The organism is Nostoc sp., assembly GCF_041747015.1.
Lineage (GTDB): Bacteria > Cyanobacteriota > Cyanobacteriia > Cyanobacteriales > Nostocaceae > Nostoc.
The window spans coordinates 1-16,111 of the sequence record NZ_JBGTFY010000310.1 but is presented as its reverse complement, the minus strand read 5'-3'; the positions used below and the strand labels follow the sequence as shown (position 1 = coordinate 16,111).

At 43.2% G+C, this 16,111-nt stretch carries 17 protein-coding genes and 1 pseudogene; 2 read left to right on the top strand and 16 right to left on the bottom strand.

The features are described from left to right. Positions 1–136: 136 nt before the first annotated feature. From ACEW80_RS24800 to ACEW80_RS24755, 10 genes and pseudogenes are all read right to left on the bottom strand, one after another. A pseudogene (locus tag ACEW80_RS24800) lies at positions 137–415 on the bottom strand (YqeG family HAD IIIA-type phosphatase); the annotation flags it as partial. A 146-nt stretch (positions 416–561) separates the two neighbouring features. Beyond that, positions 562–1,239 (bottom strand): hypothetical protein, encoded by a 678-nt coding sequence (locus ACEW80_RS24795; protein WP_373529142.1) that lies wholly within the window; start codon positions 1,237–1,239, stop codon positions 562–564. Between the two features lie 365 nt (positions 1,240–1,604). Further along, the gene (locus ACEW80_RS24790) at positions 1,605–2,177 is read right to left on the bottom strand and encodes a DUF3727 domain-containing protein (RefSeq protein ID WP_373529141.1); all 573 of its coding nucleotides are present in this window, start codon (positions 2,175–2,177) and stop codon (positions 1,605–1,607) included. Between the two features lie 142 nt (positions 2,178–2,319). After that, positions 2,320–2,817 (bottom strand): Holliday junction resolvase RuvX, encoded by a 498-nt coding sequence (ruvX, locus tag ACEW80_RS24785; RefSeq protein ID WP_373529140.1) that lies wholly within the window; start codon positions 2,815–2,817, stop codon positions 2,320–2,322. Next, positions 2,798–4,036, bottom strand: a complete 1,239-nt coding sequence (locus tag ACEW80_RS24780; protein ID WP_373529139.1) for an N-acetyltransferase family protein — start codon at positions 4,034–4,036, stop codon at positions 2,798–2,800. The genes ruvX and ACEW80_RS24780 overlap by 20 nt, the downstream gene beginning before the upstream one ends. 224 nt (positions 4,037–4,260) lie before the next feature. Continuing rightward, on the bottom strand, positions 4,261–4,467 hold the full coding sequence (locus ACEW80_RS24775) for a hypothetical protein (protein WP_373529143.1): 207 nt from the start codon (positions 4,465–4,467) through the stop codon (positions 4,261–4,263). A gap of 253 nt (positions 4,468–4,720) precedes the next feature. Continuing rightward, positions 4,721–5,215 (bottom strand): hypothetical protein, encoded by a 495-nt coding sequence (locus ACEW80_RS24770; RefSeq protein WP_373529138.1) that lies wholly within the window; start codon positions 5,213–5,215, stop codon positions 4,721–4,723. Positions 5,216–5,328: 113 nt separating this feature from the next. Then, on the bottom strand, positions 5,329–7,494 hold the full coding sequence (locus ACEW80_RS24765) for a pentapeptide repeat-containing protein (RefSeq protein WP_373529137.1): 2,166 nt from the start codon (positions 7,492–7,494) through the stop codon (positions 5,329–5,331). Between the two features lie 55 nt (positions 7,495–7,549). Next, a complete protein-coding gene (locus tag ACEW80_RS24760; RefSeq protein ID WP_373529136.1) occupies positions 7,550–7,894 on the bottom strand; it encodes a hypothetical protein in 345 nt (114 codons plus the stop codon). 311 nt (positions 7,895–8,205) lie between these two features. Continuing rightward, a complete protein-coding gene (locus tag ACEW80_RS24755) occupies positions 8,206–8,337 on the bottom strand; it encodes a ribbon-helix-helix protein, CopG family (protein ID WP_373529135.1) in 132 nt (43 codons plus the stop codon). A gap of 38 nt (positions 8,338–8,375) precedes the next feature. Here ACEW80_RS24755 and ACEW80_RS24750 point away from each other — a divergent pair, with 38 nt between their 5' ends. Then, entirely contained in the window at positions 8,376–9,761 is a 1,386-nt protein-coding gene (locus ACEW80_RS24750; RefSeq protein ID WP_373529134.1) for an RNA-guided endonuclease InsQ/TnpB family protein, read from the top strand. Positions 9,762–10,204: 443 nt separating this feature from the next. Next, positions 10,205–10,636 (top strand): hypothetical protein, encoded by a 432-nt coding sequence (locus ACEW80_RS24745; RefSeq protein ID WP_373529133.1) that lies wholly within the window; start codon positions 10,205–10,207, stop codon positions 10,634–10,636. 63 nt (positions 10,637–10,699) lie between these two features. On the opposite strand, the gene ACEW80_RS24740 is transcribed toward ACEW80_RS24745, so the two are convergent. The 6 genes from ACEW80_RS24740 to petB all read right to left on the bottom strand — a co-directional run bounded on the left by ACEW80_RS24740 (position 10,700) and on the right by petB (position 16,110). Next, a complete protein-coding gene (locus tag ACEW80_RS24740; RefSeq protein ID WP_373529132.1) occupies positions 10,700–11,071 on the bottom strand; it encodes a hypothetical protein in 372 nt (123 codons plus the stop codon). A 183-nt stretch (positions 11,072–11,254) separates the two neighbouring features. Then, complete coding sequence (locus tag ACEW80_RS24735) at positions 11,255–12,433, bottom strand: glycosyltransferase (protein ID WP_373529131.1); 1,179 nt, start codon at positions 12,431–12,433, stop codon at positions 11,255–11,257. A gap of 86 nt (positions 12,434–12,519) precedes the next feature. Next, on the bottom strand, positions 12,520–13,539 hold the full coding sequence (locus tag ACEW80_RS24730) for a GDP-mannose 4,6-dehydratase (protein WP_373529130.1): 1,020 nt from the start codon (positions 13,537–13,539) through the stop codon (positions 12,520–12,522). A gap of 444 nt (positions 13,540–13,983) precedes the next feature. Next, complete coding sequence (locus ACEW80_RS24725; RefSeq protein ID WP_373529129.1) at positions 13,984–14,427, bottom strand: ATP-binding protein; 444 nt, start codon at positions 14,425–14,427, stop codon at positions 13,984–13,986. A gap of 332 nt (positions 14,428–14,759) precedes the next feature. After that, positions 14,760–15,242: a cytochrome b6-f complex subunit IV gene (petD, locus tag ACEW80_RS24720; protein ID WP_373529128.1), complete on the bottom strand. Its 483-nt coding sequence runs from the start codon at positions 15,240–15,242 to the stop codon at positions 14,760–14,762. Positions 15,243–15,501: 259 nt separating this feature from the next. Beyond that, positions 15,502–16,110 carry a cytochrome b6 gene (gene petB / locus ACEW80_RS24715; protein ID WP_373529127.1) on the bottom strand — a complete coding sequence of 203 codons (609 nt, stop codon included), beginning with the start codon at positions 16,108–16,110 and terminating at the stop codon, positions 15,502–15,504. Position 16,111: the final 1 nt, after the last annotated feature.

Below are 16,111 nucleotides of genomic sequence, written 5' to 3'. Positions count from 1 at the left end.
TATCAAGTATTTATACTTAATTATTCGACCTAATTGTTTTTTTAGCCATTGCCTCTGGCTGAAAAACTAGTTATTTTGTACTATATTTTCAATTCCAAAATCGGGGTTAATACCCTATTTTTTCCAAAATGAGAATTGCTGCTAAGTAGTAAGGCAAGTTTAGCGATCGGGCAATTCCACCAATTCGTGCTTCACTCAGATTGTTACTCACCAAACACAATGCAGTACAGGTACGGATTTCTTCTACCCATTCGCGTAGTTCTGGGGAAGCCATCCCGACTGTAAAAGGTACTAAAGTTTCATCCACATCCAACACCAGCCCCTTCAGCCCATATTGTTGGATAATATCTAGTGTTAGGTTCAACACTGAACCTTCTAAAATCAAGTCAGGCTGTAAAAGATTGTTCCAGGTCATAGTTAGCAGTCAAACGTAAGTAGCTCCAGACAAATGAGCATAACCCAATACAGTTTAGTTAGTCTAACTCTATCTTGGAATATCATCGTGAACATTTTGAGATAAAATCCCTAAAATTTTATCTCTCTCTTTGATGTAATAATTTTTCAAATCAATAGACATCTCCGGAAAAGATTTAGAAACCTTAAATTTACGCGCAGACCTAACCCCCCTACCCCCTTCCCTTGTAGGGAAGGGGGAATTAAAGCCTCTCTCCGTTTCGGGGAGAGGTTTGGAGAGGGGTCATGCATTATTTTTCGGAGATGTCTAATAAATACATCGTTTTGTTCTAACTTCAAAAACTTCCAAATATCCCCCGTTGTTACTGCACCGTAAATTTTCCTAATTTCATTTCCTTCTTGTTGATTGAACAATTGTGCTGCTGCACATTGACCTAATCCACCTTTAATATTTTCATTTTTTGCCTCAATAATAACCACCACAGGCACATTAATTGTTAGTTGCTCTTTAGAACTACTGATGATAAAGTCACAATAGCCATTCAGACCTTTTTCTGCATCTACATTAAAATCTGTTCTCGAAAATAAACTAATTGGATAATTAGCTCTGCGTCTTACCTCCAACAATATCGGAGTAATAATCATTTCTGAACGAGCTTTTTCAGTATTAATTGCTAAAGCCAATTCTGTAGTTTCTTCTAAAGAATTTTTGAGTTTCTCACTTGCCTGTAAAGATTCTATATTGGCAAATAAATCAGTTTCTTCATCAATGCGGATGCTGAATGACTTTTTAAATTTACTTAATGTAAAGTCGCTATAAGCCATTTTCAGCACCTCATGTCAATTTTGGATTTGGGACTTCGACTTCTCTCCGAGACGCTACACGAACGCTCAGTCCTTCCCTGCGGGACGCTACGCGTAGCTTGCTTCCCGTTCGCGTAGCGTCTCCGACAGGAGAAGGGTACGACAAGGCTCAGGAACCATCGAACGATTTTGGATTTTCGATTGAAAATCTCTACCAACTAAAATGCTATTTCCAGAATTTTAAACAATACTAATAGTCCCAATTTAGTGTCAATGTTTCATTGCTTCCCTATTTAATGGGACATGGTAAAAGTTAAAGTTGATTGTGATTAAAATGGGAAGTTGTAATTAAAGAATTCAAAATGTTAAATTTTGAATTTTTCATCTTATTCCACTTCATTAAAAAGATGTTCCTCTAACAGAGGCTGCACTTTGCGAAACTCCTCTGGAGAGAGTAATTCCGGTTTACCTGTTTTTGCTATCCGTGCAAAAAACAACAGGGGATCAAGGGGTGTATAAATTGCATACTCCTGATCTTCATCATAGAAACTAGCGAGTAGCTGTAATTGCTCCGGCTCTAACTCTGCCTCGTCGTCTTCAATTTCTAAAGTGAAAAGTTCTGATTCTTCAACTGGCGGTAAATCACCTGCCACCGTCAGAGCATAAGCTGTGTTCTTCAGTATCAGGTTTTGCTCAGATAGCACAGCTTGGGCAGTGCCAAAAATTTGCTCAATGGTGCTGTCATCTTCTACTAGAACTGCTTCTTCCTCCTCATCCTCACCTTCCCAAGAAAAAATTTCTACAGGTGAGTCTACAGGAAGAAGTAAAACGTATTCTTGTCCATCTACCTCCAGGGAATGCTCAATGTAACATTCGAGCGATCGCCCTTTGTCATCGGTTAAAGTGATGGAACCCGCATGATCGTCATCATTTTCTTCAGGAAATGGAGAGGGAAACATGGTCAAATGTATAACTTAATAAATAAATATCAGCAAGTTTGAAAATCGCTTTACTATTTAATGACAGTTTATGTCAACAAATAGCTTTAGAGATAGATACAACTGCTGGGTAATCGTTTTTAGAATATCATGTTAAAAGGTATCAATACTCAATAGCTGCCACTGAACTGCGAGAACTAGCACGTTTAACATCTAACCATTGTTGCAAAATCAAAGAGGCTGCCTTCCGGTCAATCAAACCTTTATTGCGTGACGGTGAGAGGTTCTGGGCGATCATCAGTTGCTCTGCTTGAAATGAAGTTAATCGCTCATCCACATAGTCCACAGGCAGTTTTAGAGCCTTAGCGAGTCTTGTAGTAAATTTCTGAACTTGACGCGCCTGAAATCCTAGTGAGCCATCCATTGAATAAGGTAAGCCCATGACGAGAATTTGCACCTCGCGTTCATTAACTATCTGTCGGATTTGCTCGACATCCTGCTCAAAAGATGCGCGCTCAATTGTGGTAATCCCGGTGGCAATTAAACCCGTGCGATCGCACCCTGCCACACCAATCCGCTTGCGACCAAAATCTAGTCCCAAGGCTGAAATAAACGACTTTGGTTCCTCCTGGGATATCACACTAATTCTCCTGCTCTGCATCTGCTGATTCAGGAATCGGCAATGCTTCAAGGCTAGTGTCTTTTCCCGAAAAGTTAAGCGGTTCTGACTTACTTGGCAGGGGTTTATCTGACAATGGCAACTTTCCTGGTTGTATCCATGACATCCCACCTGGTATTGGTTTGCGTGCCGGTTGTAGACCTTGCAGCATATCAGTCCACTGGATTCCTTCTAAAGAGACGAATTTAGACTCCCGTAGCTTGTGCCACACAGAGCGAGACATAATTAGTGTATGTTCTATACGTTTTGCTCCAATTCGCTCCAAATACTCCTCTCGCTCTGCCTGATAATCTGAGGAAGCTAGTTGTAGCCCTTGCTGGGGAAAATCTTGGGCAATACGAGCTAGCTGAGATAATAATTCTGGATACAGCCAGGTATAAGCAGGATGAACCGTCAGCGTCGCAACGTGAGGTACTTCGCCCTTACGGTCAAGTTGTACTTGAAAATAGCCGATCGCAGCTTTGCGTTGGGGTTCAAATACGTAGCCACTGACTACTTCTGTTTTCGTCACCCACTGCTTCACTGCATCAGTTAAAGCGCCGAACAAACTGCTTTTAAAGTCGCGGGTGTTGCGGTCAAAAACCTGACGGATTAAAGGTGGCATAGATGCCGTATCTAGTTGATATAGCAACTGGGCATCAGCATTGCTCACTGGTAAGAGATTGGGCAAATCTGGCTCTGCTTGTGCCAATTCAGCCAGTAATTCTGACCCAATTTCCCAGTATGTCATTTCTGCCAGACGCTGAAATCCATTTTGTCGATATAGTGCCAGCGCCTCTGTATCGTTGATGTTAACTTCCAGTAACCAAGTGCGAGCTTCCAAAATCGATTCAAAGCAATGACGCAAAAGTTGCGAGCCAATTCCTTGTTTATCAACACCACGCTCCAACAGCACTTGGTCAATCCGCCAAGTACTGCGTGTCCGGTTAAAAGGTGACACTTGAATCATCCCTAGAAGTACACGCCCTTGCTCTGCTATGTAGGCACAGAGGTGATACTGAAGCGGGTTAGGAAACCAACTCAAAAATTTGAGTAATCCATACCAGCGACGCAACATGAGCATCTGGTTGATGGCAAAACCTGCTCCCTTGGGAGTGAGGGCTGCGAATGACTCTTGAGTTATGCGTTCAATCCCGTCCAGATCCCGGTATTGGACTGGTCGGATGACAACGTTGAGGGTTCGGGGAAGTAATGAAGTCATTTTAATTCGAGCCGCCATTTAGTCTTAACTAACTGCTCTTCAAAGGAACTGCTGCAATCATTTTAACTACTTTCTGCTCCTTACTATTGCGCTAAAAAGGCGATTTTAGTAACTCAATACTTAAAAAAAGCAGAAAAAGCAGACCTTGTGAGAACACCATTGGCATTGACCCAACAACATCTGCCTTTATTTTATGGGAATTTTGATTAAAATTTGTATATATATTATAGCCCTTGTCGAGAAACTAGCTTTTCAAAGTGGGCTTGGGTTTGATGGAGTAATTGCTGGCGACTATCTACCAGTGTTTGTTGCAGGGTTGGAACAAGATTGCGGGCTTGCAAACTCATATGAAGTTGCAGGTTGGCGACATATTCACTGAAATCTTGATTTACTTCATCTGCGCCCGCATCCGTTAACAAATTTGATTCCATTGCCACTGTGTTCTCCTGTGTTAATCCTGTGCTATTTCTCTTCATGACCAAAATTATCGCGTTGTTTGGACTAACTTCTTAAATTTGCAATGAAGTTTAACGCTTCTTCAGGATAGCGATCGCTGTAGGGTTTGAGTTCGAGGTGGAAGATTTACCAACAGGCGGAAAAGGTTAGGAATAAAGAACTTTTCCCCTCTTCATTCTCAAGGGGGCGATCGCCAGGGCTGAAACCCTTATTTTTAGATAATGCCTATTAAAATCTCAAACCAACACCACCTTGTACAGAAATAGCTGTACCACCGCTATCACGGTAGGCATCAAAAGCAATGATGGCGTTGCCAAAAATCACAGTATTACTATTTGGGATCATATAATCAATGCCCGGCTGTAAAGCAAAACTAATTTTGTCGCCCACAGGAGAAGAACCACCACCACCAGCCAACACTAACCCAGCACCCAAGTAGGCATCAGCTTGCCAGTTGAGGGGGAAATCGTAGGAAACTGTTGGCACAACTGCTGTATTACTACCAATTAACACTTGGGCGCGGAGTGAAATTGGTGCTTCCAAAAGCTTGTAGCGTCCAGCTATAACTCCCCCGAATTGGATACCATCGGTAATACCGACAGTGGGGCCTATACCGATGTAACTGCCATAGGCTACTTGAGCTTGCACTGGTTGAGTACTCATAGCCAAACTCAAGACCAAGCCCGCTCCTAGAACTGAAACCGAATATGGAACATACTTCATAACCCAATTCCTCACACCAGCTTAAATTTTGTCATTTGTCATTGGGTGTTGGGAAAACTCTTCCCTTGTCCCCCCCATCTTTCTCATCCTCTGCCCCTCTGCCCCCTCTAATTCTACGGGCAATTAGGATGAATGCCTCCTTGAGTACAAATGTACGCTAATTGCTTGGGATCTAAATTTTTGGCTTTAGAAAAATCAACCCCTTGGACTACGGCAGATACTGAGCCTAAATCTGGGGTTTCGACAAATTGATCTGCTGGATTTTGTTTGCTAGGAGCGAGAATTGCTCCTTTAAAATCTGCTCCTGCCACATTTGCCCCCCGTAAATCCGCAAAACTCAGGTCGGCATTTTGCAAGTTAACGTTTTGCATCTGGGCAGAACGCAAAACAGCACCAGTCAGACGAGTAGCGCCCAGGTTAGCATTGCTGAGATTAGCACGATCCAAATAGGCTCCTGATAAATCTGCCCCTTGCCAATCAGTGTTAGTCAAGTTGGCAAAGGATAATTGCGTTCCTATGGCAGTGGCGCGACCTAATCTAGCGGCGTACAGATTGGCTTCATTCAAGTTAGCATCGCCTAAATCAGCCCCAGTCAAGCTGGCTTTTTCCAAAACTGCGTTTTGCAGATCGGCTCCTACTAGTTGGGTGCTGTTGAGTTTAGCCTCAAATAGACGCGCGTTGGATAAGTTTGCTCTATTGAGAGTGGCGCGGCTCAAATCGATTCGGTTCATCAAGACGCGACTGAGGTTAGCATCAGTAAGATTGGCTTGCTGCAACTGAGCTTGACTTAAATCAGCGATCGCATCATCATAAGTATCCAAGCGTCCATCCTCACCCACACCCCGGAAGCGGCTACCCTTTAAGCTGGCTTGGTTAAGATTTGCAGATTTTAATTTAACTCCTGATAAATCAACGGTGTCCAGTACCAATTTGAAAAAGGAACTTCCTGGAGTACCGCTTTGACCCAATTGGATGCTACTAAGATCAACGCCCTCAATTTTACCGCTGTAAACAGAGAGAATCTTGTTGATCGTCCGCTGGTTTCTGTGTAGCCGCTCTTGCCGTAATTCCCGCTCTTTGGTTGCAGTGCTAGCGACAGGCTCCAGTTCACCCACCAAAAACTGATTCTTATTTTTTAATTCCGGGATGGCTTTGGGGCCGACAGTTGTCAAAGCTTGTTGAATTGTATCTAAAAGGCTGGAGTTGGTTTCGCTAACCAAGAGATCCGCTAGAAATTTGATAGACTGTGGCTCATTCAGACCACCCATAGCCAAAATTGCAGTTTCACGCTCCTTATTAGTAGCCTCAGAGTTGGGGTTCAATTGTTTAACAAGTTCGAGGAACTGTTGGCTGTTAATTTGCTTAGTTGCTCGCTGGGATTGCTGAATTTGGATATAAACTTGAGTGCCTATTAAAGTTGCCAGCACAGCAGTCATGCTCGTCAGCCCTATCCCAAACAAAGTCAGATTGGGATTTTGCTGTATCCGCCGCCACACATTAGGCCGCTGGTTAGTTTGGGCTGCGTCAGACACAGTACTTGCTTTAGGCACAGCTAATTCTTCATTTCCCTGCTGCCATTCTTCTGCTTCATCATTACCGCCAGCAGACTGAACTTGTCTGTTGCTAGCTAAGAGTGTATCTATTGGATGAGTGCCTGCAAGTTGATCATGCAGTGCGCGACGCCCCCGGCGCGAGGGTAAGCCTATCCCTTCACCCACAATCATTAACAAACACAAAAATGTAAATAATCCTAAATTAGGAAAAGCAAAGCTGTAGCGCCACAGCAGATAAGCGATGGAAATGGGTACAGTCCAACGCCCAACTCCTTCTCTGATCACAACTGCCCCCAATCCGGGCGGCATCCCTTGCTCGTTGACAACCCGCACTTTTAACCAACGTTTAGGAATTGTGCTACCAGTCTTAGCCAATAAATACAATTGCCACCACGAAAGAGTTACAGGCGCTAGTAGAGCTACTATCCACAAAATATTAGTCGGCCAGGCTACGTTACGGATACCATAGCTAACAGGCAAAGCCAATGGCCTAGCGATCGCTCTTTCTGTTACTACCAGCACGGGGTTAAGCGGCACTCGGTTAAAATCGCTTCTAGTATTGGCATAGACACCAATGCCGAAGGGAATCAACCCACTGCTAACCACTAGTGTGACTTCAGCCGCCCAAGCCGCAAAACGCCTGCTTGCTAGCAGCAGCGAATTGGCTCTTTCCGGTTCCTTTGATTGACCAGATTGATTACTTCTCCTGACAATTGGTGTCGTCATTGCATAATTTCCTTTGACATTATTTCTACACCGCGATCGGCACAATTCAAATAGACTACTTCTTACGTTGAAAGTTACTAGACACAAAAAATTTGTATCCAACATACACTAATGCTGCCAAAAGTGCCAGAGTGATTACAGATGCAATCAGTTTAAACACTGTTTGCAGCATCGCCAAGCCGAGTAGCACCGTCACACCTGAAACTACCAGCTTTTTTGTCCCAGATAAGCTGTTGAACCAGAATTGAAATCGCTCTAGTTGCAAATTCAAGTTGGCAAAACCAAACTGAGGTGTCTGTTTTTGTTGTTGTGGTTGGGGAACTACCTCAGGTGAGGAATTAATCTCTGCCTCTAGCTTGTCGAGGCGACGCTGCAAGTCTTCATCTCTTTGAGGATTCATCAATTTTTTTTCCCTCGGCTAAGTCACTTGTTTAACAACAATCCAACCAAATTCTATTTTTGGTGGTTGTTTTAGTGATTTTAGCTAATGTCTGTGTGCAAAACCTTTGTGCACAGGGAAAATTTATGTTTTTTCTTGTTGCCTTACAGCCGACATTCCACACTTAGAGAATCGGTTCAGCTAAAACAGCAGGAGCCTCACACTCACCGAAACGGTGAGTGTGAGAGGAATGCGAGTGAGTTGAGGAGTGCTGTCTAACAAATGCCGAATGAAATGAGGCAAGGGAAGACAGCGACGACGAAACGAACTATCTAATTCACCAATGAACGAATGAACTCCCGAATCAGGTCCGTCTTATTGCGCTTCACTTTCTTACAATAGGCATCTAGTATTTTCTTCTCTTCTTTTGGGAGTCTGATGTTAATTGAATCCTGGTACTTCATGGGTTGCGCTGTAAAGCAATATGATTTACAATCATAGTATGAAATACACTTACCAGTACAAAGCACTTCCGACAACTGAACAGAAACTAGAGATTAACGTCTGGTTGCGAATTTGCCAGTACTGGTACAATCGGCAGCTAGGAGACAGATTTGATTGGTGGGAAAATAATAGAACATCCGTTAATAGTTGCCCATTGGTTGTTTCGCTTCCTGTGTTGCGAGACAAACCCAATTATTACAACCAAAAGAAATGTCTACCAGTACTTAAGAAAGAATTGGTAACAGTGCAATGGTCGGGCGAGGAGCTAGATTTTTCACGGGTTCCCGCAAACACTTTGCAAGAAGTTTGCAAGCGTGTTGACAAAGCGTTTGAGCGATTCATTGCAGGTGATTCTAACGGTAATCGAAGCGGTAAACCTCGATTCATTGCAGAATCTCGCTATCGGTCTTTTGTGATTGAAGGTGCTGGATTAGAACTGCATTCTTGCTCGGTTGGTGGTAAATACCTGTATGTCAAAGTCCCCAAAATTGGACTAATCAAGATTCGGTCACATCGCCATTTACCGGACGATGCAATCCTAAAACAGTTACAGTTCATTAAAAAGAATGATGGTTGGTTTGTTAACCTCCGATTAGAAGATACTACTATACCCGTTTGCAGCACTGATATTGTTCCAACTTGGGATAACTCACTTGGAATGGATGCGGTACTGCACGAAGATGACTATCTTGCCACTTCTGAAGGTATTAAACTGCCATCGCTTAAAGTGTTGCGAAAAAGTCAACACAAATTGACCCGTATTTCGCAGAAAAAGAACGCTCGTCTTCGCGGTTCTAAATCCCGCCGTAAATTGGCAAATCGAGTTGGACGGCAACACCAAAAAATTGCCAGATGTCGTAAAGACTTCCAATACAAAACTGCTCACAAATTACTGAGAACAGGGAAGAAAGTGTTCTTTCATGAAGACCTTAATTTGAAAGGGCTATCCCGTAGAAATGCACCCAAGCAGGACGAAACAGGCGCTTTCATTCCCAACGGTCAATGTGCGAAATCTGGGCTTAATTTGTCTTGGTCGGATGCCGCATTTGGTCAATTCTTCCAAATACTAGGTAACATAGCCGCAAAAGCTGGAGCCATAGTAATTGCGAAGAATCCTGCTTATACATCCCAATTACTCTCATATCGTGACGAAGTTATCTTCACCGATTTGGGTATTCGCCAGTATTGGGATGAAGTCGAACAACTCTGGGTTGATAGGGATGTTAATTCTGGCATCAACCTAAAGAGACTGGGGCTGGACGTGTTCCCCAGTATAAAACGCCGTAAAGGTGGAATTGTGATAGTGAACTCTGTTACCGATTCTACCTCAAAGGAAGTTCTCCATATTCTTGGCTGCGCCACGCTGCGCGAACGGAATATTTGAGAAGCCTACACCGACCTGTACTCAGGCGGTGTAGGTACGTCACTAAATCTTAAATTGACAAAAACCTTAAGGATGTGAATTAGTGGAAAACACATATTTGGGGCTAAATACTTGGGTATGATTTTTAGTGATGTCTACGATGGTCACTAAGCAGTTCGACAGGTCTTACCCTGAGCTTGCCTGCCCTGAGCCTGGGTCGAAGGGTTCACTGTGTCACTTTGTCGTTGGCGTGGTCACTGATCAGCGCCGTACCCCTACGGGGAAGCAAGCTACGCGTAGCGTCTGGCAGATAAGTGCTAGCTACGTCTACGCACCATAAATCATTAACTCAATGGTGTTGTGTTATACGATAGCTTTTGGAACCAAGACGGATTACTGTCGTCAATTAAATCAGACTGTCTATAACAATATTGCTCTAAAAACAATCTGGAGCATTAATTAAAATGAAGACGTTTAGGCTACTGACAATTATTCCTACAGCTTTAGCGATGAGTTTGATTCTCACTGAGGCTAATTTGGCACAGACACCAAAGATAGATATTAATCGGAATCTCCAACCAGATCCACTTATTTTAAAGGGAAAGTCTGGAGGAACTCTCAAAAGTAATTGCGGTAATATTACCTCTGTACCCAATCAAGTTATCCAGCTTACAGAATCACTGCCTTACTTGCGATTAACAGTAGAAAGTCAAGGAAAGCCAACATTGTTGATCGATGGACCTGGGGGACGCTTCTGTGTACTAGCAGATAGTTACTCTGGAGGCAAGCCAGAACTGTCTGGTTATTGGCAGGCAGGAAAATATTCGCTGCATGTGGGCGAATTATCCCAAAAAGAGTATAATTACACCCTCTCAATCTCGCAACAAAAAAAATAGTTTAGAGTCTAATGGCACTAGTCATTTGTGCTTTGCTAATGACTCATGACCAGCGACCCTTGACTAATCTTCCAGTGATTGGGCTGGTACTTCTACAGCTTTAACATCAATTGTGCCTTCTGGTGTGAGGCGCTGAAAATGACTATTTTGGACTAACAACGACTCACCACAGTTAGGACACTGCAACTGACTGTTATTTAAACCTGTAAATTCATATTCACAGACGGGACACTGATCAGCAATCAAGTTGCGTTGCAGCCACCAACGAAAGCCAAAGAAAGCCACAATCGGCGCCAACAACAGCAACCCGAAAATTATTAGCAATGAATTAACCAACCAACCCAAGCCTACTGATGCCAGCAACCAAACAACTGCTAGCAGGGTGAGCCAAGGGCGGAGATTTAAAAGATTCAATTGAAATGTCTTAAAGCTCATTTTTTAAATATCATCCTGCTCTCCCTCTAGGATAGCGATTTTAGCAAAGAGTCAAGGAGAGCAGTTGGATGATGTTAGCGATCGCGCAATGTGTCGTAGAAAAGCGGTAGCGAGTAATCGAGCCGCAAAAGTCTCCCGACTTGTACAAACTGGCGTTCAAGGGTGAAGAAATATTGCTTTCGACTAATGGCTTAGGACTGAGGATAGAAGCATTTTTTGCAACCTCTTTTGAAAGGCATCCATGCCAAACACAGCGATCGCTTGCTCTCGCAACCACTGCCCATCACATCGTTGGTCATTCCCTTGAAGCATTTCTATACAAGCCACTGCTACAGCATCAGGACTGCGGTGTGGTACTCGCCACCCTAGTTTACCATCCTGCAAGGGTTCGGCTGACCCATCGTCGTCACCGGATAATACAGGTACTCCACAAGCCATTGCCTCCAGATAAACAATGCCAAACCCTTCTTGCGAAGGCATAATATAGGCATCAGCAAGGCGGTAATGTTCCATTAATTCTTCTGTGGCAACGAAACCAGCAAACACGACGCGATCGCTCACACCTAAATCTTTTGCCAGCTGCGCCAATCGCGCTTGGTCATCACCGCGACCAATTACCAAATATTTCACTTCTGGGAAAACCTGAGCGATTTGTGGTAATGCCCGAATCGTTACATCTACGCCTTTATAAATATCCCCTGACCATAACCGCGCCACTGTCATTAACACTTTAGCACCAGTCAAGCTATACTTCTGGACTAATTCTGACTGCTTGGAACCAGGAGTGAATTTATCTCCATCAATTGCACAAGGCATCATCTGGACTATTTTCGGATCTATACCATTAGCAATACAAGCGCGATCGCTACTGTAGCGACTAATTGTCCAAATTCCAGCTGCTGATGTCAGGGCACGACGTTCTTGATTTTTGAGTGGTTCCCAGACTTCTTTACCGTAAGTTAGCACGGTGTAGGGAATACCCAACGGCTGACAGAGGGTTTTGATTAATACTGCTAAGTTAATGTGACCGCAGAAAACTTGCTGTGGACGGTTTTGCAACAGGCACTTAAGTAAAGCTGCCGCCATTTGCAGTCTCCCCATTTGGGGAGATTGGTTTTTAAAGTAATGAAATTTTAAGTTCTCGTCTTCAAAAACATTTAATTTATCAGGACTATCTCGCAGCAAAAAGACTTCTGCCTTGTAGGTTTGGCTCAATCCCAGATAGGCGCGAAAAATATCCTTTATATATGATTGAATACCACCTTCGTGGGCAAAAATTTCTAGAAACACAAAGACATGGTTAGTTTTTTTATTAACTTTATCACCTAATTTGAGGCTTTCTGTCACTGTAGTGATACGCATATTGGATTATTTACACTTGCGGTAAGGGGGCGATCGCGTAGTGCGCCTTGCCCCCAGCCTTCCTGAAGGAAGGCTGCCTCGTCCCTTCAAGGGACGAGGGGAAGGGTTTGTTCCAAACCCTTCGGGGCTGTAAAGGCGATCGCACCGCTTTGTAATCGCTCTAAATCTGTTTTTACCATTTTTTCTAAAAGTTCTTCAAAGCTGACTTGGGGTTCCCAGCCAAGGTTTCTTTTGGCTTTACTGGGATTGGCAACTAGTTCAAAATGCTCGTCTTTTCGCAATAAATTAGTATTTTGGGTTACATAAAATTTCCAATCCAATCCGACAGATTCAAAGGCTATAGCAACTAAATCTCTGACACTGTGTAACTTACCTGTGCCGATCACGTATTCTTCTGGTTCATCTACTTGCAACATTCGCCACATCGCATCTACATAATCCCCAGCAAAGCCCCAATCGCGTTTGGCATCCAAGTTACCCATTTCTAAGGTATCAGTCAAACCCAATTTAATTGATGCAGCTGCTAAAGAAACTTTGCGGGTGACAAACTGAGGTGGGCGGAGAGGAGACTCATGGTTATATAGAATTCCACTACAGGCAAATAGTCCATAATGCTGCCTGTGATGCACCATTGTCCAATGGGCGTGCATCTTTGCCGCAGCATAGGGATTTTTGGGACGAAAAGAGGTTTCCTCGTCTTGAGGTGAAACAAGTACATCTCCAAACATTTCTGAACTGCTAGCTTGATAAAATCTGGTAGATAAACCAACCCGTCGTACTGCTTCCAAGAGTCTGGTAGCCGTACCAGTGATCAAATCCAAGGTTCCCAACGGATCATTCCAGGAATCGGGTACAAAACTGGGAGCCGCCAAATTGTAAATTTCTTGGGGGCGCAGTTGTTCAACTGCGGTCAAAAGCGCTACATTATCCCTCAAGTCAACCGTAAAAATTTCTACCTGATTTGCCAGTGTTCCTAGTTTTGTCAAATTAGGTTGTCGATGTGGAGGTACTAATCCCACAACTCTGTAACCCCGATTGAGAAGCAGATGGCTGAGGTAGTAGCCATCTTGACCAGTAATTCCTGTGATTAGGGCTGTCTTAATCATCTTTTTTCCCCTATTTCCTCTATCTCTTTAAGCACTAAATGGCACTTGTTGGAGACCAAAAATAAGACTCTCAACACTGCTGACAAACCTTAACAACGGAACTACGATAACTCTAATGCTATGTTTACTGCATTCACTAATTTTTTTTATACAACAATATTTTTTAGATCTTACAAAAAAATTATAATAACTAAGTAATTTAACTTAAAAAACATAATTATCCCAATTCACATCTTTTTCAAAAAGACTATAGTATTATAAAGCAAATAACTGTTTACTTAAGCAGAAACTGCCTCATCTCATAATTTTTTTGTAAGCAAGTGGCTCGACTCTGGGTAAAATCGCCGTACTCCTACGGAGAAGAAAGTTATGCGTAGCGTTTGGTAGAAAAGGCAAGCCTTATCCCAAGCTAGCGCACCCTCTTTTACCTTGACTACTTCACTTTTATTTTTGTGCTTCTACAGAGTATTTGACAATGAGCAAGCAATTTCTCCCATCTGAACCACGTTCGTAGACAACACGATCAGCCAAGCGCCGCAGGAGAAACCATCCATAACCACCTACTTGTAGAGTACCTGGCTCTGGCTCGGCGATCGCATCGGGATTGAAAGGTTTTCCATGATCCCAAATTCTAATCTCCAATCGGTCAATCCACAGATAAACTTTAATCTCAATGGGTGTTTCCGGGGGTAGGGCATGATGAGCGTGACGAACAGCGTTGGTAAAGCCTTCTGCTAATGCTAAATTGAGGCGATCAAGTTGGGTTTTTGACCAGCCAAGTTGAGACAAATGTTGCAGACAAAATTGCTCAAACCATTCTTGTACCTGGTTTAAGAGCCTGAGTTCGCTCTTAACTGTCAGATGGTCTTGCCGCACTATGCTAAGCATTAACTGTGACTTGAATATAGGTAAACCTAAGTTGCTAGTTATTAAATTCGGCGCTATTCGCAAAATCTCTCTGATATGAAAAAATCTAAAAGATATGAACGATTTTGGCATATCGAGGGTTATAACTAGCAACTTACGTTAAGTAGGTAAAAAATGCTTGTATTTGTTGATTTTTGGTGATTTTAGATTTTGGAATAATTTTTCAAGCCAAAACTTCAAATCCAAGATGCAATCTGAACTATTAAAATTGACGCCTGTTAATTTCTTTCAAAAGCACATCTACAATATGCTCTTAAAACTCACAGGCGTCAAAGCACTTTGTGGTGACTAATTTAAAATAGTCCCAATGTCAAAGATTTATCCAATGGCAAGGCAGCACCGATACCCAGCCACAGAGTGACAAGGGTACCCAAGAGGAATACTGTGGTTGCAACTGGACGGCGGAAAGGGTTTTGGAACTTATTGACGTTCTCAATAAAGGGAATGAGAATCAGCCCCACTGGTACGGAACCCATTGCTAACACTCCTAAAAGTTTGTTAGGAAGCGATCGCAAAATCTGGAAGACTGGATACAAGTACCACTCTGGCAAAATTTCCAATGGTGTGGCGAAAGGATTTGCTGGTTCACCGTTCATCGCGGGATCTAGCACAGCTAGAGCCACAATCGCAGCAAATGAACCCATGATGACGATTGGAAATACGTAAAGTAGGTCATTAGGCCAAGCTGGTTCACCATAGTAATTGTGACCCATGCCTTTAGCCAGTTTGGCTCTTAACTGAGGATCGCTCAGGTCAGGTTTTTTCTGTGTTGACATTTTGAAATATGCTCTCCTGCTTAAGTTAAATTAAAGCATTTGTGAAAGCTATCAGCTACTAGGCAACCCCTAGCAGGCAGCAAGCAGTATTTTATCTGTCTACGGTCAGCCGCCTGGAGGGTGTCTACAATTTTCAGCTTCAGATCCAAGTGTTTATTTTTTGTAACTTATGTACAATTAATTTTTTGTGTTTCATAAGTTTAAAACAAACAACTTCATCTGGGAACTGACAAATGTTGCCTTTCGCTAATCGCTAAGATTACAAAGGACCGGAAATGCCTTGCTTGCGGATCATCAAGAAGTGAAACAGCATGAAGACTGCTATCAACCAAGGCAGCACAAAGGTGTGTGCACTGTAGTAACGAGTTAGTGTTGCTTGACCAACACTAGAACCGCCGCGTAGTAGGTCTGAGATCAGAACGCCAACCACGGGAATTGCTTCTGGTACGCCGCTAACGATTTTCACAGCCCAGTAGCCAATTTGATCCCAAGGTAGGGAATAGCCGGTGACTCCAAAGGAAACAGTAATCACAGCCAGGATGACACCACTTATCCAGGTCAATTCGCGGGGCTTTTTGAAACCACCAGTCAAGTAAACCCGGAAGGTGTGCAAAATCATCATCAATACCATCATGCTGGCAGACCAGCGATGGATGGAGCGAATTAGCCAACCGAAGTTGACTTCATTCATGATGTACTGCACTGAAGTAAAAGCTTCGGCGACTGTTGGTCTGTAGTAGAACGTCATCGCAAATCCAGTAGCAAACTGGATCAGAAAGCAAACTAGGGTAATTCCACCCAGGCAGTAAAAGATGTTGACGTGAGGAGGGACGTACTTGCTAGTAACGTCTTCAGCGAGTGCCTGAATC